The following is a 22,557-nucleotide window of genomic DNA, read 5'->3' as shown; positions in this document are numbered from 1 at the left end:
CGATGTCGGTCGCGATCATAGGCGCAGGAGTTGGCGGACTGACGGCGGCGTTGTCTTTGCACGCCGCCGGCCAGGGCGACATTCTCCTGCTTGAAGCCGCGCGTGAAATCCGCGACGTCGGCGTCGGCATCAACTTGCCGCCGCACGCCGTTCGCGAATTGAGCGAACTCGGCCTTGGCGATGCGCTTGAGAAGGTCGGCGTTCCGACCAAGGAGCTGGCCTACTACGAACCGAAAGGTCAGTTGATCTGGGCTGAACCGCGCGGCCTCGACGCGGGCTATCGCTGGCCGCAATACTCCATTCATCGCGGTACGCTGCAACGGCTTCTTGTCGACGCCGTGCGCGAACGCCTGGGCCCATCGGCGATCCGTGTCGCGCAGCGCGTGACGGGTATCAGCAGCACGAATAACAAGGCCGTCATCGCCGCCACCGATCTGATGGAGGATCGTCCGGTGTCCTATACGGCCGATGTCGCAATCTGCGCCGACGGAATTCGCTCGCCGTCGCGGGACAGTCTTTATGGCGCGGTCACGCCCCTCGCATCGAACGGCTGGGTCATGTACCGCGGCGTCACCAAGGCCGGGCCATTTCTTTCCGGACGCTCGATGGTGATTATCGGGGATGAGACCCAGCGCGTGGTGGTCTATCCGATCGCGGATGGCGTCATCAACTGGTTGCTGGTCCGCCCGAAAGACGCCACGCGCGCCGAGACAGAACTCGGCAACTGGAATCTTCCGGTGCCGACCAATGTGATCGCCGAGTTCGTAAAAGATTACCGCTTCGATTGGCTCGACGTGCATCACCTCGTGTCATCGTCATCCGAGTCTTATGAATATCCGATGGCGGATATCGATCCGTTGCCGCGCTGGATTTTTGGACGATGCGCGCTGCTCGGCGATGCCGCTCATGCAATGTATCCGTTCGGCTCCAACGGTGCGTCGCAGGCGATCCTCGATGCGCGGGTGCTGGCTTATGAGCTGGCGACCGCTGCGACCACCGATGACGCATTGCGCGCTTATGACGCGCAGCGCCGGCCGGTTGCGAGCGAAGTACAGCTCGCAAATCGGCGGCAGGCAGGCGATGTGATGGCGCGGGTGAGCGCGCTGGCGCGCAGCGGAGCGCATGGCGATGCGAAAGCCGAGTTGCAGGATGTCGAACGCCGCTACAAGCAGCTTGCGGGATTCGATGTCGATGCGCTGAACACCCGGAAATCGTGGAGCGTTTCTGACGTTTCGCGATAACCGACAGATCAAGAACCGGAAACAATCCGGAACAGGAGGGAGACGTAAATGCGGTATTTGTATGTGATGCGCTCGGCATTGGTTGCAGTTGGCTTGATGGGCGCGACATCGCAGATCGCCATGGCTCAGGATGCTTATCCGACGCGGCCGATCAGGCTGCTGGTCGGCTTCGCGGCGGGCGGTGCGACCGACACGACATTCCGCAAGCTCGCCGAGCTGGCCTCCAAGGATCTTGGTCAGCCGATCATCGTTGAAAACCGGCCGGGTGCCGGTGCGACGCTCGCCCCGTCGACGATGGCAAAAACCGATGCGCCCGATGGCTACACCATCGCGGCGGCAACGGCCGGACTGCTGCGCTATCCCTACATGCAGAAAGTGGACTGGGATCCGATCAAGGACTTCACCTGGATCGCGGGTCTCGGCGGCTACACCTTTGTGCTCGCGGTCAACGCTGACTCGCCACTCAAGACGCCTGCTGATTTCGTAGCCTATGCCAAGAAGAATCCCGACGTTCTCACGGTCGCGACCGCGGGTGCGGGCACCACAATGCATCTGCTCGCGGAAGCGCTGGCCGGAATGGCGGACGTGAAGATCACCCATGTCGGATACAAGGGCAGCAGCGAAGCCGTGACCGCGGTTCTCGGCGGTCACACCATGTCGACGGTCGATGCTATCGGCACCATTTTGCCTTACGTCGAGTCGGGAAAGATGCGCGTGCTGCTCTCGTTCGATCCGCAGCCGATGGCGTCGCTGCCCGGCGTGCCGACAGCCAAGAGTCTCGGCTATGATCTGGTCTACCCCGCGCCATATGGCCTCGTCGGACCGAAGGGAATGCCGCTCGCCGTCGTCGACAGGCTGTACAAGGCCTTCAAGGCCGCGGCCGACAGCGATGAATACAAGAAGCTGCTGGTGACCCTGGGTCAGACGCAGTGGCAGAAGCCGCCCGGCGAATATCAGCAGTGGGCCGGTGAGTTCTATCTTTCCGAACGCTCGCTGGTCGAGCGCGCCAAGCTGCTGCGCCAGCCCTGAGGCTGGATCAATCCCGCTGGCGAGGACCATGCTCGCTATACAAACTCAAGTCAGGTTGAAATCATGAAGTCACTATTTGCCGCGATCTGCTCCGTGTTCCTGCTGGTCACCACGCCGGGCAGCGCCAGCGAGCAGTTTCCCGTCAACAATGTGAAGATCATCGTGCCGTTCCCGGCCGGCGGCACCACCGACATTCTGGCGCGTTTTGTCGCGCAGTATCTCGGCGAGAGGCTCGGCGTCACGACCATTGTCGAGAACCGTGCCGGCGCGTCGGGCATCATCGGCTCCGAGGTCGTGGCGAAATCGCCCGCCGATGGCAGCGTGCTGCTGCTGACCGCAACCCACCACGTCATCAACCCGAGCCTCTACAAGCAACTGCCGTTCGATCCGCGCAAGGAGTTCTCGCCGGTCGCTCTGGTGGCCAGCGCGCCGAACGCCCTCGTTGTCACCGCATCCTTCCCCGCCAAGAACGTCGGCGAACTGATTGCAATGGCCAAGAAGGAACCGGGCAAGTATTCGTTCGGGTCCGCCGGTATCGGCGGCGCCAACCATCTGTCGGGCGAGTTATTCAAGCAGATGGCCGGTGTCGACATCGTGCACGTTCCCTACAAGGGCGCGGCGCCTGCGATGAACGATCTGATCGGCGGACACATTCCGATCATGTTCGACACGCTGCCGACGGTTCTGCCTGCTGCCTCCGGCGGGACCATCCGCGTGCTTGCGGTGACCAGCAAGGAGCGCGCCGCATCGCTGCCCGACGTGCCGACGCTCGATGAAGCCGGCGTGAAGGGTTTCGAGGCGACCGCGTGGTTCGGCCTCTACATGCCTGCCGCGAATGGCAATGCGGCCTACACCAAGCTGGTTGCGGCGATGAAGGAGATTCTCGCGTCGCCCGCGACGCGCGAGAAGTTCGCCGGGCAGGGCGTCGAGCCCGGAAAGCTTTCCGGCCCGGACTTCACCAGGTTCGTGGATGCCGAGATGGACAAGTGGGCGGGCGTCGTGAAGACCGCCAACGTGCCGCAACAGTAAAGACCGTTTTCCCGAATGCAGAAAGCCCGCTCCGGGATCGTCCGGGGCGGGCTTTTGATTGGTTGCAAGAAAGCGCGGCGTTGTCGCCTTAGTGAGTGGGAGTGCCGTCGGGACCATGCGTTGTGATGGTCTGGCCCGCAGTGGCCCCGGCCTTCATCACATAGGGGCTCGGCCCGACAATGTCGGTGGCAAGTCCAAGCTTCTCGAACAGGCGAATGGTCAGCCAGGTGGTGTCGAATTCCCACCATTTGTGGCCATGACGCGCCGAACGCGGATCGGCGTGGTGATTGTTGTGCCAGCCTTCGCCGTGCGCAAGCAGACCGATGAACACGTTGTTCCGGCTGTCTTCGTCGGTCTGATAATTCCGGTAGCCCCACAGATGGGTGATGGAGTTCACCGCCCATGTCTGGTGCCAGACGAACACCGTGCGCACGAATACGCCCCAGATCAGGATGCTCAGCCCGAACTGCAACGCCTGCATCGCCGTGCCGCCCATCGCCAGTTCAGCGAGGAAGCCGAGGCCGAAAAACACCAGCCATTGAATGAGAATGATCTTGAGCTGAAGCCAGTTGCGCTCGAGCGCGACATAGAATGGATCGCGCAGGATGTCCTTGGCGTAGCGGTCGTAGATGCCGAGGCGATTCAGCTCGGGATTCTTGATGATCAGCCAGCCGATGTGCCCCCACAGGAAGTTCACCAGCGGGCTGTGCGGATCGGGCTGCTCGTCTGCGTGCTGATGATGCCGGCGGTGCACCGCGACCCAGCGGGCCGGCGTGTCCTCCACACAGCAAATGGCGATGACCACGAGCACATGCTCGAACCACTTCGGGCAGCGAAAACCGCGATGGGTGAGCAGACGGTGATAGCCGATATTGATGCCGAGGAGCCCGCTCAGGCGGGCAACGATCACAGCGACGATCAAGCCCGTCCAGCTGAAGGTCCAGGGAAGGAACGCCAGCAGCGCCACCAGATGGTAAAACAGGATAGGGAGGGCTGAGCCCCACTCGATGCGGTTCAGGCTGACGCCTGCGGGCAGCGGCAGGCGGCCTGAGAAGCCAGGCTCTGCGGTGCCGGTCAGGGGGACCGCTTTCGCGGCCGCCGGACGATTGTTAGTCATTTCAGCGGTCAACGGGGGTCCAAACTGCCTTCCGGGTGGGGCCAAGGCCGTGTTTAACGCATGGACCGCCAAAGATGAAGAACGGCGGCTGCGAACGGCTCAGATGTCTGATTAGAGAGAGATTTAGGCCCCGGAAAGTCCGAAAAAGGGTTCCATTCGGGGCAATTTGACCCGGTTGTAGGGCCCTGAATTTGCCTGATCGGATTGACATTTGTGCCCCCGATGGCATAGAAACCGCCCTGTCCCGCGCGGCTTGGCCTGCGGGATATGCCCATCAACCAACGGTTTCATACTCGGCCTGCAACGCGGCCTTCCAGAGAGCATTGTCCCATGAAGGTCCGTAATTCGCTGAAGTCCCTGCGCGGCCGTAACCGCAACAACCGTCTGGTCCGCCGCAAGGGCCGGGTTTATGTCATCAACAAGGTTCAGCGCCGCTTCAAGGCGCGCCAGGGCTGATTCGTCGCCCGATTGTTCGATGATGTCGCCAGCCGCCAGCGGCTGGCAGGTCTAGCCCAGAACTTCCCTCATATCACAGCCGTTTGACGCCGCTTGTGCTTTGCACGCGGCGCTTTCCGCGTTTAGACTTTCCGTCATGGCATCCAAGACGGAATGGACCACGGCTGTCCTGAAACTCGCGATCGTCGCTCTGACGCTCGTGGCGTTCGCTGCGACCCCCGCCGCGGCACAGGCTCCGCAGCTCACACCGCCCGGCAAGCAAAAGAAACTGCCGCAGCCGCCCGCGAAGCTCCCGCGCGTGATCGGCGACAAGGCCAAGAATCTCGATTTCCTGTTCGGCGCACTGAAGGCCGCTCCGGATCAGGAGAGCGCCAAGGCCGTCGAAGCCCGGATCTGGGCGGTGTGGACGGCGACGCCGAGCGATACCGCGGCGCTCTTGATGGCGCGGGCCAAGATCGCGCTGGATAGTAAAGACACCGATGTCGCGCTGAAGCTGCTCGATGCGGTCATCAAGTTGCGCCCCGATTACATCGAAGCGTGGAACCGGCGTGCGACGATCTATTATCTTCAGAACGACTACAGCCGCTCGATGGAAGACATCCGGCAGGTGCTGATCCGCGAGCCGCGCCACTTCGGCGCCCTGGCGGGGCTTGGCATGATCATGCAGGAGACCGGCGACGAAAAGCATGCGCTGGACGCCTTCCGCAAGGCGCTCGCCATCAATCCGTACCTTGAACGTGTCCCCGATCTCGTGAAGACCCTGTCCGAGAAGGTTGAAGGCCGCGATATCTAACCAGTCATTCATTGTATTCTGACCGGCATACCGGCCGGTTTGTTTTGACGTGAAACCTATTCACCGGTCGTTCGTATTTCCCGCCGTGCAGAAAGTTCCCCGGATTCTTTCCATGATTGTTTGGGCTGTTGTAGTCGCGCTGGCGGTGCTGGCGCTGATCACGCAGGCGGGCGTTCTTGCGCTTGAACGTGCCTATCCGCCGCAAGGGAGGTTCGTGGACGTCAAAGGTGCGCGGCTTCATGTCGTGGAATTAGGCCCGACTTACGCGCCTGGTCTGCCGATCGTCCTCATTCATGGCGCGAGTTCGAGCTTGCAAACCATGCGCCAGCCGCTCGGCGAGCGGCTGGCGAAAGATCATCGCGTCCTCCTGATCGACCGGCCGGGCCACGGCTGGAGCACGCGCGACCGCACCGAAGATTCGACGCCCGCGATTCAGGCCCGGATGATCGACGAGGCGCTCGGCAAACTCGGTATCGATCAGGCGATCATGGTCGGCCACTCGTGGGCCGGCGCGATGATGCCGACTATGGCGCTGGACCATCCGCGGCGTGTCGCCGCGATCATGATGCTGTCGCCGGTGGCGTATCCGTGGCCGGGCGGGGTCGGACGGTACAACAGGATCGCGTCCATTCCGGTGATAGGACAGTTGCTCGCCTATACGGTCACGCTGCCGCTCGGGCTCTTCATGGTTGATCCTGGAACGCGGTATGTGTTCGCGCCGCAGACGATGCCGGACGGCTATATCGATGCGACCGCGGTGCGGATGGTGTTGCGGCCGCAGGTGTTTCTCGACAATGCCCGGGACCTCACAACGCTAAAGGCGGAAATGGTCAGGCAGTCGCCAAAGTATCCGTCGATCCGGATACCGGTGACGATTGTGACCGGCGACGCCGACAAGACCGTTTCGACCGACATTCATTCGCGACCATTCGCTGCCGCCGTGCCACAGACCAAACTCGTGGTGTTGCCGAACGGCGGCCACATGCCGCAAGTTTATGCAACAGATCTGATTGTTGCCGAGATCGAAGCGATCGCGGCCAAGGCCCAGGCTTTTTCCGCCACCGCGCGCAAGCCTGACTGATCCGCTCCGAACCGCTCGCGCTGACACGTCGGCGGGAAAAATTACCACGTAATTGAAAGCAATTTTGGTGGTAACGGAACCGGTGCGTTGATTTCTGCTCCCGCCATTGCTAGTTCGGCGTCTTTCGCAGCGGCGCGTGCCGCATTTCTCAATTTTGATTTTGATTGGAGATTTCCGTGAAAGCTTCGTCCTTGAGTTTCTTCGCCGCTGTCATCGCCGTTCTCGTCGGCATGTCATGGGGCATCGTCATGGCGATGTCGCAGGACCATTCCGCCATGCCCGCGCACGCTCACCTCAACCTGCTCGGCTGGGTGTCGTTGTTTCTGTTCGGGATTTTCTATCGCCTTCATCCGGCGCTGGAAGTTTCGCGTATCGCGCTGACGCAGGTATGGATCTGGATCGTCGGCACGATCGCGTTGACCGTGGGTGTTGCGATGCTGCACGCGGGCAACAAGGCGGGTGAGCCTTATGCAGGCATCGGATCGTTTGTCCTGCTCGGCGATATGCTGCTGTTCGGCTGGCTGGTGGTTCGGAGCGAGCGCCGCGCGGCCGCTGGATAGGTCTTTCGTCAGGTTTGGCTCGCGTGCGCAACATGCATGTGCATCGGAGCGCACGAATCTTTTCATTCACGATGCGATGAGCATCATACTGCTGCCATCGATCGGTGATCGAGTGTCATTGTTATACGCGTCCTGTTCTCGCTCCAGCAGAATGAAGGTCGGACATGACAACCCCATCGAACAATGACAATGCTTTCAAGAAAGTCGCGGAAACGATTCCGTTTCCCGATCTCGCGCGCGTCAGCGAGATGAACGGAACCATGCTGAACGAAATCGCGAAGTTCAACGCGCAGGTCAGCACCAACATGCAGGCGGTCGGCAAGGAATGGTCCGAGTTTGTCGGGATGCGGCTCCGTGAGGATGCCCAGTTCTTCCGCTCGATCCACGATTGCCGCTCGTTGCAGGATCTCCAGCAGGTCTATGCTCAATTCTGGCAGACAGCTTTCACCCAGTACGGTGAGGAAGCACAGCGCATGCTGAAGCTCACTCAAGGGACTGTCGAGGATGTGAGCCGCACGGCGCGCGAAATCCGCGATACGGTCATCCATACCGACAAGGCTGCCTGAGATCAGCGTGCACCCGCGCCCCAGCCGTTACGACGCGCCCGACGAGATGCCGGGCGCGCCAATGCTCCTGCACCAAAAACTTCTTGTGTGGTGAGGCTCGGCTGTATCGCCGCGTATCACGCTAATCGATCAAATTTGATGCGCGTTGTCTCGAATGGTCATCCAGCCTGACCTTTCGAATTGCATTCGGTTGCTCGATCGGGAACCGTAGAGTAATTTTCAATGCGGGCGATTTTTCAGAGTGGCTGCGCCAGTGCCCTCTCCGATGCAGCGCACGAATGCCCGTGCTCTCTCTCTCTCTCTCTCTCTCTCTCTCTCAGTATTGCCAAGGGAAATTGAAAATCGAACGGAGGACGTGTGATGCTTACTCCCGTGAAGAAAGCTCATTTCAGCTTGAGACTGTTCGCTGCGCTGGCCGCGGCAGGAACATTGCAAATCCCAATCACCGCAACGGCACAGACCGCGCCGCTTTCCGAGCAGGAAGCCCTCGCGATCGCGACCGACGCCTACATCTATTTCTATCCGCTGGTGACGATGGATGTTACGCGTAAGCAACTGACGAACGCGGAGCCGGGTAAGGGAATTGGCGGACCTGCGAACACGTTTGCCAACATTCCGGAGTTTCCGGCGGCCGACATGAGGGCCGTCGTTCGTCCGAATTTCGATACGCTGTATTCCAGTGGCTATCTGGACATGACGAAGGGACCCGTCGTCGTTTCCGCGCCGGACACAGCCGGCCGCTTTTATCTCCTTCCCATGCTCGACATGTGGTCGGATGTTTTCGCTTCTCCGGGATCGCGCACCACGGGAACGCAAGCCGGAAACTTCCTGATCGTGCCCCCGAACTGGCGGCCTGATCTGCGGGACCGGCTGGTCGAGGAGTTCAAGCTTCCAAAGGAAACGCAGGTCATTCACGCGCCGACGCCGCAGGTCTGGGTCATCGGACGGACCAAGACGGATGGCCCGCCGGACTATGCCGCGGTTCACAAGATCCAGGCCGGCTACAAGATCACGCCGCTGTCGGAATGGGGAAAGCCGGCAAAGCCGGTCGAGGTCAGGATCGACCCGTCTATCGACATGAAGACGCCGCCAAAGACCCAGGTCGATACCATGGCGGCCGGCAAATACTTCGCTTACGCGTCCGAGATTCTCAAGATCAACCCGCCCCACGACACCGACCAGCCGATCATTGCGCAGATGAAGCGGATCGGCATCGAACCGGGGAAGAGTTTCGATATTGCGAGGGTTGATCCGGCGGTGAGGAAGGCGATCGAATCCGCCCCGGAAGCTGCGCGAAAGCTGATGGAATGGAAGGTGCCGACGCTCGCCCGTGTTGTGAACGGCTGGTCGATGAACACCGACACGATGGGCGTGTATGGAAACTATTATCTCAAGCGAGCCATCGTCGCGCAGATGGGTCTCGGCGCGAACCTGCCTGAGGACGCGATCTATCCGCTCAATCTCGCGGACGACACCGGCAAACCGCTCGACGGCGCCCACAAGTATACGATCAATTTCGACAAGGGCAGCATGCCGCCGGTGAACGGTTTCTGGTCGTTCACGCTGTATGATCCTGACGGTTTTCAGGTTGCCAACACTCTTAACCGGTTTGCTGTCAGCAGCTGGATGCCCTTCAAGACCAATCCGGATGGCTCGCTCACGCTGTATTTCCAGAACGAGAGTCCGGGGGCGGACAAGGAGGCGAACTGGCTTCCTGCACCAAAGGGTGCATTCAACCTGACGATGCGTCTCTACGGTCCTCAATCGGACGCGTTGACCGGGAAATGGAATCCGCCGCCCGTGACGCGGGTCCAGGAAACGGTGGGCCAGTCGACGAAGTAGGACGAAGCTATCGTCCTCAGATGTCGGCGTCGCGCTCGGGGCCGACATAGGCGATGCGCACCATGTTCGTCGTCCCCGGCGTGCCAAGCGGCACGCCGGCGACGATGATGACGCGCTGGCCGGCCTTTGCGAAGCCGTCACGGAACGAGATACGCGCCGCACGGTCGATCATGTCGTCCTGATCGTGGGCGTCTTCGGCGATCACGCAATGCACGCCCCAGACCAGCGATAATTTCCGGCCGGTATTGACGCTCGGTGTGATGGCGACCACCGGCGGCTTCGGCCGTTCGCGCGCAACGCGCAGCGCGGTCGAGCCGGAGCTGGTCCAGCAGACGATGGCTGAAAGATCGAGCGTCTCGGCGATCTGCCGCGCCGCGTCGGCAATGGCGTCGCCGGCGGTCGCTTCGGGTTCGGGCCGCTGCGCGGCGATGACGCCGCGATAGGTCGGGTCGCGTTCGCATTCCTCGCCGATGCGGTTCATGGTCAGTACCGCTTCGACCGGGAACTTGCCCGCGGCGGATTCCGCCGACAGCATGATGGCGTCCGCGCCTTCGAATACGGCGTTGGCGACGTCGGAGACTTCGGCGCGTGTCGGCACCGGTGACGTGATCATCGATTCGAGCATCTGCGTCGCGATCACCACCGGTTTGCCGGCGCGCCGCGCCATGCGCGTCATCTGCTTCTGAAGTCCGGGCACCCGTTCGGCCGGCAGTTCGACGCCGAGATCGCCGCGCGCAACCATCAGCGCGTCGGAGGCTTCCATGATTTCGGCAAGACGGTCGATTGCCTGCGGCTTCTCGATCTTCGACATGATCGCCGCGCGGCCGCGCACGAGCTTCTTGGCCTCGATGACGTCGTCTGCGCGCTGCACGAACGACAACGCGACCCAGTCGATGCCGGTTTCTAACGCGGCCTCGAGATCGGCGCGGTCCTTCGGTGTCATCGCCGACACCGGCAGATCGGTGTCGGGCAGGCTGACGCCCTTGCGGTCAGACATCTTGCCGCCTGTCACGACGCGGACCAATGCGTGATCGGGGGATGTTTCCTCCGCGATCAGGCGAAGCTTGCCATCGTCGATCAGCAGCGCATGCCCCGGCCGCAGCGCTTTCAGGATTTCCGGATGGGGAAGATGGACGCGGTTCTTGTTGCCCGGCGTCGTATCCGAATCGAGCGTGAACATCGCGCCGTTGTTGAGTTCGACAAAACCGTTCTCGAAATTGCCCAGCCGCAGCTTCGGTCCCTGAAGATCGACCAGGATGCCGATCGGCCGTCCGTAGCTGCCTTCCACATTGCGGATCGTCGCCACAAGCTCGCGCATCTTGTCGTGCGGCGTGTGGCTCATGTTGATCCGGAACACGTCCGCGCCGGCCTCGAACAGCTTGCGGATGGAGGCGCTGTCCGACGATGCCGGTCCAAGCGTGGCGAGAATCTTGATGCGTCGCAGACGTCTCATTTAGGATTTCCAGGAGCTGCACCGGGAAGTGCGCCGGGTTGTGCAGCCCCCGGCGCATTCGGCATGCCGGGAAGGCCTGGAGTACGCGGGTTCTGTTCGTTGGATTCGGTCAGTTGCACGGTCCATGCCCGCTGTTCGCCGGTATCGACCTCGAAATAGCCGGTGCGGTCGAAGCCGCGTGCCAGACAGTCTTCCGTGCCCTTGATGGTGAATTCCTTGTCGCGTGAACACATGAAGGCTTGCCCCGACCACTCACCGCCGCGGTCATAGTCGATGGCGTAGATATAATAGTATCGTGCGACAAGCGTTCCACGCAGCAGGGTTTCGCAGGCCCGCGACGACACGTTCCACCAGCCCTCCGTAACCCAGCCCTCATTGTCCTTGTAACCAAGCGCGATGCCGACCCGGCTCGAGGTGTTGTTGCAGAGCCGGAAATCCGCAGCCGCCGGTGCGCTCCACGCGCACAGTCCGATCAGCGCGACAAGCCCGGTGAGGGCGGCGGTAATCGTGCGGGAAAGCGTCATGCGGCGGGAAATCGGGGCTGTCATCTAACCAGGTACTATCAACCGTTCGTTGATTTCGCGTAACACATTGACCATGATCGGCAAAAAGCTGAGATTTCATGTCCGGTCAGGTCCCGTCACTATAAGGGGGCTTGGCGGTTTCGCCAAACCGTGCGCAGGCATTAATAGGCCACTTGCCGCGCTGCGGCGCGGGCCGGTTTGGTTTTTTCCGCCATATGGAAAATCACCGGATACGGTCCCATGTTAGAAGCCCTTATGGGACGGCTCATATGACGGATGAAATGGCGGAAAAATGACCATGGCCATGGATGACAAGACCCGGACAGAGTTGGAAGCGGCGGTTTTCCGCCGGCTGGTCGCGCATCTGCGCGGACGGACCGACGTGCAGAATATCGACCTGATGAACCTTGCGGGCTTCTGCCGCAATTGCCTGTCGAACTGGCTGAAGGAGGCCGCCGACGCGAAGGGCGTGGCGCTGAGCAAGGACGACAGCCGCGAGGCGGTCTATGGCATGCCCTACGAGACCTGGAAGGCGACCTATCAGACCGACGCGACACCGGAGCAGCAGGCGGCGCTGAAGAAGAGCCACGCCGGTCACTGAAACACGCAAGCGAAATCGGCGCGCCAGCGCCGGCTTTTCTTTCTTCTGTGGGTCACTGTGGATGACCGTGACTCTGCCTTGACGGGACAGCCCCCACTCTTGAGTGTGACCCGCCAATGACGTGCGGCCGCGCACGCTTTCCTAAAGCCCCATATCGAGTTCAGGAGTATCTCCGATGGCTATGCCTGCCGAGAAAGACAACGACGACACCGCGCATAGCTTCGCCAAGGGTCAGCTCAAGGCCATCATCGAGCGGATCGAGAAGCTCGAGGAAGAAAAGAAGGCCATCAGCGACGACATCAAGGACGTTTACGGCGAGGCCAAGGGTAACGGCTTCGATGTGAAGGCACTGCGGACCATCATCCGCATGCGCAAGCAGGATGCCGACGAGCGCCAGGAACAGGAAACGATCCTGGAGACCTACATGCAGGCGCTCGGAATGCTGTGAGGCATTCACATACTGTTTGTCAGGCGCGGGCTTGACCCGCGCATCCATCCAGAGATCTTGAGAAGATGGATTGCCGGGTCATAGGCGAGCGAAGCGACGCCGGCTATTGCCCGGCAATGACGGTTTACCGCAGCGCGGCGGTGCGCATCGCGAACGATGTGGTCGACAGCGTCGCGGTCGCAGGTCCCGTGAACTTCTCGCAGACGATGCCCATCTGCGGATCTTCGGAGAACGTCATCGCCACCGCCGCGTTCGGCTTGACGAAGTGGACACGCATCACGGTCATGTCCTGATCGCCGAGCGACGAAACGGACAGTGACGTGCTGGCGCTCGGCGCGAGGATCATCGCGCGCATCCAGATGTCGTTGGTCTGGGAGGCCTGCTTGATACGGGCCGCGGTCGCGACCGGGCCCTGACGGGTGGCCTTGATCTCTGCGCCGGACATCGGATTGGGTGCGAGTGCGGCGAGGCGCGGGTTGCTGCGCGGAACGGGCGCGCTGGCGGCGACGATCTGGGCCCGGTCGAGCGGGGCATCCGCGGGCGCATAGGCCAGCGCCTGCGATACGTTCTGCGGCAGGCTGGCGGTGAACTGCGGATCGGAAGCGACCACCGCGCCGCGGGCCTTGAGGGCGGCGATCTGGGCCTGTGCTGCGGCGGGTTTCGGCGCGGGTTCATTGTCCCAGAAGCCGCGCGCGTTGATGATGTCGATGGGGGATTGCGGGGCGTATTCGTCAGACGGAACAGGCTTGAGCGCGGGTTGAGGTTGCTTGGGTGCGGTGACGGTCTTCGTGTCGGCGGACGCAACCTGATAGGACGTCGCGCCTGCGGGCTTCGAGCGGGGCAACGGCACGCGTTCGAGAACCTTCTCGGCGGCGGTGACGGTGGCTTGCGCAGCGTCCTTGGCCTTGTCGGCTGCGGCCATCGCCACCTGCGTAACCTTGCCGCCACGTGCGACATCGTCGTTGCCGACCTCTTCCTCGTCGTCCGCCGTCTTGCGGCCGAACAGCGAGGCCAGGAAACTCTTCGACTTCGACGGCGCGGCGATGTCCTCGCCGTTGCCGCGGCGCTGAATGTCGGCCAGCGCAAGCTCATAGTTCTTCAGCGGCTTGCCGTCGGACGGCACATGCACGGTGCGGCCATCGGGGAACACGCGCGCGAGTTGGTCGTGGGTCATGCGCGGCCAGTGGCGGATGCTGCCGACATCGAGATGCACGAACGGCGATCCGGAGGTGGGGTAGAAGCCGACGCCGCCACGTTGCAGGCGAAGTCCGGCGTAGCGGATCTGTTCGAGGGGCACGCCGGGGATGAAGAAATCCATCGCGTGGCCCTGCATATGCTGGCTGTGGCGCGCCACTCCCGAGGAGCGGCGGCGGAGCATGGCGTTGGTGGCGGGCGAGCGATAGGCGGAGATGATCTGGATCGGCTGCTTGCCGTCGACGTCGCGGTAGACTTCCCAGACGATGTCGAACAGCCGGCGGTCCATGGTGGTGGAGTCTTGGCTGCGCCAGTCGCGCAGGAAGTGATTGAGTTTCTTCAGCGAGGCTTCGTCGTAGCGGCCGTTGCGCTTGAAGGTGACCGTGAGGTCTTCGCCGGAATGGGTGTGGTGGAAGGAGAGGGTGCGGGTGTCGCCGTCGGCGGTGGCGTTGTGGACGGAGCGGGCGTTGGTGGCGACCAGCAGCAGCGAGGCAAGGCCGACGCGCACCGAAGTGCGCGAAAGCCATTCAAAGCCAATGCCGCGTGGAAAACCGCCCGCCACTCAGAATCCCGTCAGCCGTCAGTCTGTTAGGTGATCCCCCGCTACCCCACGCAACGGGAGAGGATGAACATAGTCCTAAGGCAGGAGGGTTAATCGATATTTACCAATCCCCACGCCTTGCAGTCAGGTCTACCCAAGTCTTCGTTTGCCCAAGTCTTCGTTTGCCCAGTCTTCAGTTGCCCAAGTCTTTAGCGATCCCAAGTCTTAGTCAGTCTTGCCCAAGTCAATCTTACCCAAGTCTGTCACAGGCCCGTGAAGGGCCAAGTATGCCGCTGCGAGTATGGCAAAAAAGGGCCGGTAGGCCGATCCGGGGCGGAATGCTTTGTGGGCAATGGTTAACAAAAAGGGCCCCGCCGTAAGCGGAGCCCTGGAACCGGGAAAACCGGGAAAATCAGCCCCGTTTGGCTGAAATCCGGCCCTTAGCGAACCACCCGGCGCTGACCGCGGACCGGGGCCGGCGGCGGGGTCGGCGCCCCGAACAGGCGTTCAAAGAAGCCCATGCCGCTGTTGCTGGCGAAGCTGTCTCCGGGAACCCGAACGTTGGTGGGGCGGACATAGTTCGGCTGGGCATGTGAGACGGCCATTTCCATCTCCTTGCCTTCGCTGCCCTTGAGCATCGAGATCACCCGGGCATCGCGGCCGTAGATGTCCTTGCGGAATTCGAGCTTGCCCGCGTCGTCAACGAACGCCGTCTGATAGGTGATGTTGACCGGGATCGGCGTCGGGAAGTTGATGTTGAGTTCGCTGCGGCCGTACATCGCCTTGATCTTCTCGGGCGTGTAGCCCTCCTTCGGCAGCGCGATGCTCAGCAGATTCGCTGCGTACTGATCCGGGTTCTGCACGCGCATGCAGCCGTGGCTGAAGGCGCGCTCTTCCTTGGCGAACAGGTGCTTGTCCGGCGTGTCGTGCTGATAGACGAGGAACTTGTTCGGGAAGTTGAAGCGGATGCGGCCGAGTGCATTGGCTTCGCCCGGCGGCTGCGAGATGCGGACGCTGCCGTCGGCGGCGCGCGCGAGCTTGAGTCCCATGCGGTCGAGCACGGTCGGGTCCTGCGCCAGCGCGGGCAGGTACTCGTTGTAGATGATCGACGGCGGCACGTTCCACGTCGGGTTGACGGTGATGAACTTCATCGTCTCCGTCAGTTCAGGCGTGGCGTGCTTGCCCGGCTTGCCGACGACAACGCGCGTGGTCCAGACCTGCTTGCCGTTGTGCATCAGCTTCAGCGTGTAATCAGGAATATTGAGGATCACGTAGGCATCGCCGAGCTGCTTCGCGCCGAGCTCACGCGGCAGCCAGCGCCAGCGTTCCATGTTCGCGCGCACGATGTCGATCTTGCGGTCGTTCTTCGGGCCGTTCATGGCGCGGACGGTGGCGTTGTCGAGGACGCCGGTCGCCTTCAGATCGTTGTTCGACTGGAACTTGCGGACCGCATCCGCAACCGCTGCATCGTAACGCTTGTCGTCGGCGTTTTCCGTCACGTGAAGTTTCGCGCGCAGGGCCGGCACGCGCTCGTCTTCCATCACAACCGGGTTCGCATTCTTCTTCGTCGGCTTGACGAACTTCAGCACGTCACCTTCGGCGATATGCTTGGAGGTGTCTTCCGTGATGCCGCGCAGATCGGCGAGCTTCGCTTTCAGGGCCTTGTAGCCCTTGTGCGGCGGGTTGTAGCCCTCGAGTGCCGCCGAGGCATCCTTCGCCGTCGAGACGTTGATCAGGACCTCGACCGGATCGACCGGATGTTCGGGATAGGAGATATCCGCACTGACGCGCGACCAGTGCATGCGGCCGCTCTGGGCGTGGCGCGCATAGTCGAGCATGCTTTCGGTCAGGCGCAGTTCGGCCTCGGCCTGTGCGTCAGGTGTGGAGGCCGCGGCGAAATCCGGCGTCGGATAATCGGCTGGGTTCAGGCCTTCGCTGCTCGCATCCTTGAGACGCGCAATCACGCTCTTGGCGCGCGCGGTGACTGCTCCGGATTCGCTCCACAGCGGCGCGTAGCTGCGGTCCTTGTAGAAGTTCTCGACGGCGGTGCGCTCGTTCTTGCGGTCGAAGTAGCGCGCACCCTTGGTTGCAATCAGGTCGCGCAGCTTGTCGGCGACGGGCTGATCGGCGGCTGCAACAGCGGGAGCGGCTTTGGCGGGCTCAACGGCCGGCGCTGCTGCTGCGGCTGCCGGCGGCGTGGTGGCTGGCGGCGTTGCGGTCGGCGCTGTCGCAGCGGGAGGAACGGTTGCGGTGGTGACCGGAGCCGCGGCGGGGGCAGCTGCCTCTTCCTTCTTCGGAGCTGTCGTGGCCGGTGCAGCCGTCACGGTGTCCAGCTTGAAATCGCTGACCGTCGGCGGCGGCACGTTGGCGGGTTCGGGAAGCGGCACGGCCGCGTCGATGGCGAGATCCGCAGGGCTCTTTGACGGGCCGGACTGAGCGACGGCGGTGCTTGCGGCAACCGTGAGGAAGGTGGCCGCCACGGCCATCAGGACCCGGTCGAAGCCTTGAAGGCCCTTGCGGTGGCCGGTCGAAAAGTCATGCATTCTCGCACCCCTTGGACGACACTGCTCCTGCATGGAACAGCTCATGATGGTTTCCGTCAGTACCTGTTGCAAAAGCGCCGGCTTGATCGGACTTTGCTACGCAATCCCGCATTGAAAACACTGCGAAACGGTACACGCGCCAGCTTGAAGCGGCCAGTCGCTGCCGGATCAACTCGAAGTCAACTCCAAAGAAATGACTTCAATTCGGCATTTCTTGCAACGATTTGCGCGCATTGCCGCGCGCTTTTCCTCTGTCTGTCACCGGCTCGCAACGGTTCAAACAGAGAAGCGAAAAAGCCGTGCATTCGTTCCATGTCAGGGCGTGATTCGCGTTAGCGTGAGGGGGCGATGGGTTCCCTGCCGGAGGCCGCAGCCTCGTCGATTTTCCGGTACAGCGTCGAGCGTCCGATTTTCAGCCGCCGCGCGACTTCGGACATTTGTCCGCGGTAATGGGCGATGGCGAACCGGATGGTTTCGGCTTCCATGTCGTCGAGCGGCCGGACCTCCCCATCCTCGCCCAGCATGGCCAGGGTGCCGTAGATCGGCATAGACCGATGGGGCACAGAAGCAGGAGCGATAGGTATTTCGGCACCGGAAACAACATCAGTCGGCGACGAGGGGGGACTGTCCAAGATCACCGGTTCGGCGTCGGTCATTGGAGCCGCCGGCACCCCACCGGTCTGGGGAAAGTCATCCGGCCCGAGTTGGCCGCCATCGCTCATCACAACCGCGCGGTACACGGCGTTTTCGAGCTGACGGACATTGCCCGGCCAGGGCATCTGTCCGAGCAGCGACATCGCTTCGCCGCTGACGCCGGTGACCGGCCGGTTCTCTTCGGCGGCGATGCGCGCCATGAAGTGACGGACCAGATGCGGGATGTCCTCGCGGCGCGTCCGCAACGGCGGAATCGTCAGCGGCAGCACATGCAGCCGGTAAAACAGGTCTTCGCGGAAGGCTCCGGCCTTCACCTGATTGAGCAGATTGCGATTGGTCGCCGATACGATCCGGACATCGACCTTGACCGGCTTGCGCCCGCCGACGGCTTCGACTTCGCCCTGCTGCAAGGCGCGCAGCAATTTCACCTGCGCCGCCAGCGGCAGTTCGCTGATCTCGTCGAGGAACAGCGTGCCGCCGTTGGCTTCAACGAATTTTCCGGCATGGCGCTCGGTGGCGCCGGTGAACGCCCCCTTCTCGTGACCGAACAGCAGCGACTCCACGAGATTGTCCGGGATCGCGCCGCAGTTCACGGTGATGAAAGGCTTGGCGCTGCGGTTGGAGGAGCCGTGGATGGCGCGCGCGATCAGTTCCTTGCCGACGCCGGATTCGCCTTCGATCAGCACCGGAATCGTGGACGATGCCGCTTTCTTGCCCATCGCGATGACATGATTCATCGTCTCGGAACGGGTAACGATGTCGGCGAAAGTGAGCTTGCCTTCGCGGCGGTGGCGGATGCGCTGCAGTTCGCCTTTCAGCGCACTGGCGTTAAGCGCGTTGCGCAGCGACACCTGCAGGCGCTCGATGCCGACCGGTTTCACCACGAAATCGTGCGCCCCGGCCCGCATTGCGGACACCACATTGTCGATGCCGCCATGGGCGGTCTGCACGATCACGGGCAGATCGAGGCCGAGATCACGAATCTTGGCCAGCACGCCCATACCGTCGAGGCCGGGCATGACGAGATCGAGCACCAGGGCATCGACGGGTTTCGTGTCGGGATCGATCAGATGGGCAAGGGCGGCATCGCCGCTGTCCACTGTCACGGCGTCGTAACCGCAGCGCTGCACCATGTTCTCGACGAGGCGACGCTGTACGGCATCGTCGTCGGCAATCAGAACAGTCGCAACCATGGCATTCCCCGCAACTCTGGACTATCTCAACAACATGTCTCGAATCGGGGCACTCTGGCCGACGCAGATTAACGACCTCTTAAGAGTTGGCTTTGTCCACAACTGCTGCAATCGTCACGCGTCCCGCACGATCTTGAACATCACGGATTGAAATATGGCTTTGCGCACATCGGCTCTCCGCAAATCTCCGGCAAAATCGAAAACTGCTCCCAAGGCCAAAGCTCCTGCCAGGAAGGCGTCCGGTGCGCCGGGCAAGGCAGCCAAATTGCCCGAGTGGAATTTGACCGACCTCTATCCGGCGATCGATGCGCCCGAGGTGACACGCGATCTCGACAAGCTTGATGCCGACTGCGTGGCGTTCGAGAATGCCTATAAGGGCAAGATCGCGGAACAGGTTGCTGCGTCGGACGGCGGTGAGTGGCTTGCCGAAGCGATCAGAAGCTATGAGGCGATCGACGATCTCGCCGGGCGGCTGGCGTCCTATGCCGGGCTCGCGCACGCGGGCAACACGGTCGATGCGGCGATCTCGAAATTCTATGGCGACATCTCCGAGCGCATCACTGCAGCTTCGACCCATCTCCTGTTCTTCGCGCTCGAACTCAACCGCGTCGATGACGAGGTGATCGAGCGCGCGATGGGAACGCCGTCGCTCAATCATTACCGGCCGTGGATCGAGGACCTGCGCAAGGACAAGCCTTACCAGCTCGAGGATCGCGTCGAGCAACTGTTCCATGAAAAATCGCAGACGGCCTATGGCGCGTGGAACAGGCAGTTCGACCAGACCATCGCAGGCCTGCGTTTCAAGGTGGCAGGCAAGGAGCTGGCCATCGAGCCCACGCTGACGCTGTTGCAGGACCGCGCGCCGGCCAAGCGCAAGGCTGCGGCACAGGCGCTGGCGAAAACCTTCAAGGCCAACGAGCGCACCTTTGCGCTGATCACCAACACGCTCGCCAAAGACAAGGAAATCTCCGACCGCTGGCGCGGCTTTCAGGACATCGCGGATTCGCGCCATCTTGCGAACCGGGTGGAGCGCGAGGTCGTCGATGCGCTGGTCGCCTCGGTGCGCGCGGCGTATCCGCGGCTCTCTCACAGATATTACAAGATGAAGGCGCGCTGGTTCAAAAAGAAGACGTTGCCCTACTGGGACCGCAATGCGCCGCTGCCGTTCGCTGCGAAAAGCCAGATCGGATGGAATGACGCCAAGAGCACGATTCTGAAAGCCTACGGAGATTTCTCGCCGCAGATGGCGAGCATCGCGGAACGCTTCTTCGATGATCGCTGGATCGATGCGCCGGTGCGTCCGGGCAAGGCGCCGGGTGCGTTCTCGCATCCGACCACGCCGTCGGCGCATCCCTATGTGCTGATGAATTATCAGGGCAAGCCGCGCGACGTCATGACGCTCGCGCATGAGCTTGGCCATGGCGTGCATCAGGTGCTTGCTGCCAAGCAGGGCGCGCTGATGGCGCCGACGCCGCTGACGCTGGCCGAGACCGCCAGCGTGTTCGGCGAGATGCTGACCTTCAAGCGGCTCTTGGCCCAGACCAAAAACGCGAAGGAGCGTCAGGCGCTGCTCGCCGGCAAGGTCGAGGACATGATCAACACGGTTGTGCGCCAGATCGCATTCTACTCGTTCGAGCGTGCGGTCCACACCGAGCGACGCAACGGCGAGCTCACCGCCGAGCGTATCGGCGAAATCTGGCTCAGCGTGCAGGGCGAAAGCCTTGGCCCCGCGATCGAGATCAAGCCGGGCTACGAGACGTACTGGATGTACATCCCGCATTTCATCCATTCGCCTTTCTATGTTTACGCCTATGCCTTCGGCGACTGTCTCGTGAATTCGCTTTATGCGGTCTACGAGAATGCCTCGGAAGGCTTCGCGGAGCGTTATCTCGACATGCTTTCGGCGGGCGGCACGAAACATTATTCCGAATTGCTCCAACCGTTTGGGCTGGATGCCAAGGATCCCAGGTTCTGGGACGGCGGGCTGTCGGTGATCGAGAGCCTGATCGCCGAGCTGGAGACGATGGGGTAGCCTCTATTTGAAGCAATGGCCCGGTGTGGAGGCCCTCCCGTTCCGCATTGCGGAAATTTTCCGCGGGGCCATTGCATGGCTTGCATGCAGGCGTGTTTAATCCTGAATGCACCTACGACGAAAGTTGCCCTTGTCTCGCAATTGGGCTAATTCGCGTCACAATTGAGGATGGCGCTGGAGGGGATCGATGGCCGACCACAACGAAGTTGCGTACACCACGGCGGATGGCATGGACTATCCCGCGCACGAGCAGACCTACGAAGGTTTTCTCATGATGACGAAGTACGGCACGATCGCCGTCGTCGCCATCGTCGCCCTGATGGCGATCTTTCTCACCTGATTGAAATTCGTTGTACCGGCAGCGTGGCCGGTGATTAAGTCATGCGCGGCCGAACGGCTGCGGGAGGCGTCATGAAAATTGCGATAGCCAAGGAAGTCGATGCGGCGGAGCCGCGTGTTGCGGCGACGCCCGACACAGTCAAGAAATTCAAGGCGCTGGGGATCGACGTTGCGATCGAGCCTGGCGCGGGCATCAAGTCCGGCGTGCTGGACGCGGACTATGAGGCTGCGGGCGCTGTTGTCAGCGCCGATGCGGTGAAAGATGCCGACATCGTCATCAAGGTAAAGCGTCCCGAGGCATCTGAAGTTGCCAGGTACAAGAAGGGCGCACTGGTCATCGCGATCATGGACCCCTACGGCAACGAAGCTGCGTTGAAGGCGCTGGCCGATGCCGGCGTCTCGGCCTTCGCGATGGAGCTGATGCCGCGCATCACCCGCGCGCAGGTGATGGACGTGCTGTCCTCGCAGGCGAACCTCGCGGGCTATCGCGCCGTGGTCGAAGCGGCTGAAGCCTTCGGCCGCGCCTTCCCGATGATGATGACCGCGGCGGGCACCGTGCCTGCGGCGAAGGTCTTCGTGATGGGCGTCGGCGTCGCCGGATTGCAGGCGATCGCGACCGCGCGCCGTCTCGGCGCTGTGGTCACCGCGACCGACGTGCGGCCTGCGACGAAGGAGCAGGTTGAATCGCTGGGCGCCAAGTTCCTTGCCGTCGAGGACGAGGAATTCAAGAACGCGCAGACCGCCGGCGGCTATGCCAAGGAAATGTCGAAAGAGTATCAGGCCAAGCAGGCCGCGCTCACGGCGGAGCACATCAAGAAGCAGGACATCGTCATCACCACCGCGCTGATCCCGGGCCGCCCCGCGCCGAAGCTCATCACCGCCGAGATGGTGGCGTCGATGAAGCCAGGCTCCGTGCTGGTCGATCTCGCGGTCGAACGCGGCGGCAACGTCGAAGGTGCGAAGGCCAATGAGGTGGCGGATGTCGGCGGCGTCAAGATCGTCGGCTACACCAATCTCGCCGGCAAGGTCGCGGCCTCGGCATCGAGCCTTTATGCCCGCAACCTGCTGTCGTTCATCGAGACGCTTTACGACAAGGCCGCCAAGTCGCTCGCCGTGAAGTGGGACGACGAACTGGTGAAGGCCACCGCCCTGACCAGGGACGGCGCTGTCATCCATCCGAATTTCCAGCCGAAAGCATAAGGAGAGCCGACATGCATGGAATTGAGGCTGTCGACCCGTTTGTCTTCCGGTTGTCGATTTTCGTTCTCGCGGTTTTCGTGGGTTATTTCGTGGTGTGGTCGGTGACGCCTGCGCTTCATAC

At 62.0% G+C, this 22,557-nt stretch carries 21 protein-coding genes; 15 read left to right on the top strand and 6 right to left on the bottom strand.

Features of this window, described 5'->3' with window-relative positions; translation table 11 throughout:
* Positions 1–2 precede the first annotated feature (2 nt).
* From AC1Q67_RS07675 to AC1Q67_RS07665, 3 genes are all read left to right on the top strand, one after another.
* Positions 3–1,241, top strand: a complete 1,239-nt coding sequence (locus tag AC1Q67_RS07675) for an FAD-dependent monooxygenase (protein WP_492234587.1) — start codon at positions 3–5, stop codon at positions 1,239–1,241.
* A 48-nt stretch (positions 1,242–1,289) separates the two neighbouring features.
* Complete coding sequence (locus tag AC1Q67_RS07670) at positions 1,290–2,270, top strand: tripartite tricarboxylate transporter substrate binding protein (protein WP_492234588.1); 981 nt, start codon at positions 1,290–1,292, stop codon at positions 2,268–2,270.
* A gap of 63 nt (positions 2,271–2,333) precedes the next feature.
* Entirely contained in the window at positions 2,334–3,299 is a 966-nt protein-coding gene (locus tag AC1Q67_RS07665; protein WP_492234589.1) for a tripartite tricarboxylate transporter substrate binding protein, read from the top strand.
* Between the two features lie 88 nt (positions 3,300–3,387).
* Here AC1Q67_RS07665 and AC1Q67_RS07660 read toward each other — a convergent pair whose 3' ends face one another.
* The gene (locus AC1Q67_RS07660) at positions 3,388–4,416 is read right to left on the bottom strand and encodes an acyl-CoA desaturase (protein WP_492234590.1); all 1,029 of its coding nucleotides are present in this window, start codon (positions 4,414–4,416) and stop codon (positions 3,388–3,390) included.
* 330 nt (positions 4,417–4,746) lie between these two features.
* Between AC1Q67_RS07660 and ykgO the strand changes: the two genes are divergently transcribed.
* The 6 genes from ykgO (at position 4,747) to AC1Q67_RS07630 (ending at position 9,714) form a co-directional block, all read left to right on the top strand.
* Positions 4,747–4,872 (top strand): type B 50S ribosomal protein L36, encoded by a 126-nt coding sequence (ykgO, locus tag AC1Q67_RS07655; protein WP_002713372.1) that lies wholly within the window; start codon positions 4,747–4,749, stop codon positions 4,870–4,872.
* Between the two features lie 136 nt (positions 4,873–5,008).
* Positions 5,009–5,665, top strand: coding sequence for a tetratricopeptide repeat protein (locus AC1Q67_RS07650; RefSeq protein WP_024574276.1), 657 nt, complete (start codon positions 5,009–5,011; stop codon positions 5,663–5,665).
* A 112-nt stretch (positions 5,666–5,777) separates the two neighbouring features.
* Entirely contained in the window at positions 5,778–6,746 is a 969-nt protein-coding gene (locus AC1Q67_RS07645) for an alpha/beta fold hydrolase (RefSeq protein WP_492234591.1), read from the top strand.
* A gap of 176 nt (positions 6,747–6,922) precedes the next feature.
* Positions 6,923–7,306, top strand: a complete 384-nt coding sequence (locus AC1Q67_RS07640) for a hypothetical protein (RefSeq protein WP_492234592.1) — start codon at positions 6,923–6,925, stop codon at positions 7,304–7,306.
* 164 nt (positions 7,307–7,470) lie between these two features.
* Positions 7,471–7,872: a phasin family protein gene (locus AC1Q67_RS07635; RefSeq protein ID WP_492234593.1), complete on the top strand. Its 402-nt coding sequence runs from the start codon at positions 7,471–7,473 to the stop codon at positions 7,870–7,872.
* A 360-nt stretch (positions 7,873–8,232) separates the two neighbouring features.
* Positions 8,233–9,714 carry a DUF1254 domain-containing protein gene (locus AC1Q67_RS07630; RefSeq protein WP_492234594.1) on the top strand — a complete coding sequence of 494 codons (1,482 nt, stop codon included), beginning with the start codon at positions 8,233–8,235 and terminating at the stop codon, positions 9,712–9,714.
* 16 nt (positions 9,715–9,730) lie between these two features.
* Here AC1Q67_RS07630 and pyk read toward each other — a convergent pair whose 3' ends face one another.
* Both pyk and AC1Q67_RS07620 read right to left on the bottom strand, forming a co-directional pair.
* Positions 9,731–11,167: a pyruvate kinase gene (gene pyk, locus AC1Q67_RS07625; protein ID WP_024574281.1), complete on the bottom strand. Its 1,437-nt coding sequence runs from the start codon at positions 11,165–11,167 to the stop codon at positions 9,731–9,733.
* Positions 11,164–11,715, bottom strand: a complete 552-nt coding sequence (locus AC1Q67_RS07620; protein ID WP_492234596.1) for a DUF1036 domain-containing protein — start codon at positions 11,713–11,715, stop codon at positions 11,164–11,166. The genes pyk and AC1Q67_RS07620 overlap by 4 nt, the downstream gene beginning before the upstream one ends.
* Before the next feature lie 274 nt (positions 11,716–11,989).
* Between AC1Q67_RS07620 and AC1Q67_RS07615 the strand changes: the two genes are divergently transcribed.
* Entirely contained in the window at positions 11,990–12,292 is a 303-nt protein-coding gene (locus AC1Q67_RS07615; protein ID WP_492234597.1) for a DUF1244 domain-containing protein, read from the top strand.
* A 175-nt stretch (positions 12,293–12,467) separates the two neighbouring features.
* The gene (locus AC1Q67_RS07610; RefSeq protein WP_024574284.1) at positions 12,468–12,740 is read left to right on the top strand and encodes a DUF2312 domain-containing protein; all 273 of its coding nucleotides are present in this window, start codon (positions 12,468–12,470) and stop codon (positions 12,738–12,740) included.
* 124 nt (positions 12,741–12,864) lie between these two features.
* Here AC1Q67_RS07610 and mepK read toward each other — a convergent pair whose 3' ends face one another.
* The 3 genes from mepK to AC1Q67_RS07595 form a co-directional block, all read right to left on the bottom strand.
* The gene (mepK, locus tag AC1Q67_RS07605) at positions 12,865–14,496 is read right to left on the bottom strand and encodes a peptidoglycan L,D-endopeptidase MepK (protein ID WP_492234598.1); all 1,632 of its coding nucleotides are present in this window, start codon (positions 14,494–14,496) and stop codon (positions 12,865–12,867) included.
* Positions 14,497–14,915: 419 nt separating this feature from the next.
* Positions 14,916–17,018, bottom strand: coding sequence for a L,D-transpeptidase family protein (locus AC1Q67_RS07600; protein ID WP_492234599.1), 2,103 nt, complete (start codon positions 17,016–17,018; stop codon positions 14,916–14,918).
* Between the two features lie 332 nt (positions 17,019–17,350).
* Positions 17,351–18,865: a sigma-54-dependent transcriptional regulator gene (locus AC1Q67_RS07595; RefSeq protein ID WP_492234600.1), complete on the bottom strand. Its 1,515-nt coding sequence runs from the start codon at positions 18,863–18,865 to the stop codon at positions 17,351–17,353.
* Positions 18,866–19,019: 154 nt separating this feature from the next.
* Between AC1Q67_RS07595 and AC1Q67_RS07590 the strand changes: the two genes are divergently transcribed.
* The 4 genes from AC1Q67_RS07590 to AC1Q67_RS07575 all read left to right on the top strand — a co-directional run.
* Positions 19,020–20,897 carry a M3 family oligoendopeptidase gene (locus AC1Q67_RS07590; RefSeq protein ID WP_492234601.1) on the top strand — a complete coding sequence of 626 codons (1,878 nt, stop codon included), beginning with the start codon at positions 19,020–19,022 and terminating at the stop codon, positions 20,895–20,897.
* 187 nt (positions 20,898–21,084) lie between these two features.
* Positions 21,085–21,237: an aa3-type cytochrome c oxidase subunit IV gene (locus tag AC1Q67_RS07585; protein WP_024574289.1), complete on the top strand. Its 153-nt coding sequence runs from the start codon at positions 21,085–21,087 to the stop codon at positions 21,235–21,237.
* Between the two features lie 71 nt (positions 21,238–21,308).
* On the top strand, positions 21,309–22,436 hold the full coding sequence (locus AC1Q67_RS07580; protein ID WP_492234602.1) for a Re/Si-specific NAD(P)(+) transhydrogenase subunit alpha: 1,128 nt from the start codon (positions 21,309–21,311) through the stop codon (positions 22,434–22,436).
* Positions 22,433–22,557, top strand: a 125-nt coding sequence (locus tag AC1Q67_RS07575) for a proton-translocating transhydrogenase family protein (protein WP_492238153.1), incomplete at its 3' end; no start/stop codon positions are given. The genes AC1Q67_RS07580 and AC1Q67_RS07575, both read left to right, overlap by 4 nt.

This window comes from Afipia sp. GW823-FHT06G09 (genome assembly GCF_058794875.1).
The sequence above is the reverse complement of the archived record's forward strand: the minus strand, read 5'-3'. Positions and strand labels throughout refer to the sequence as shown.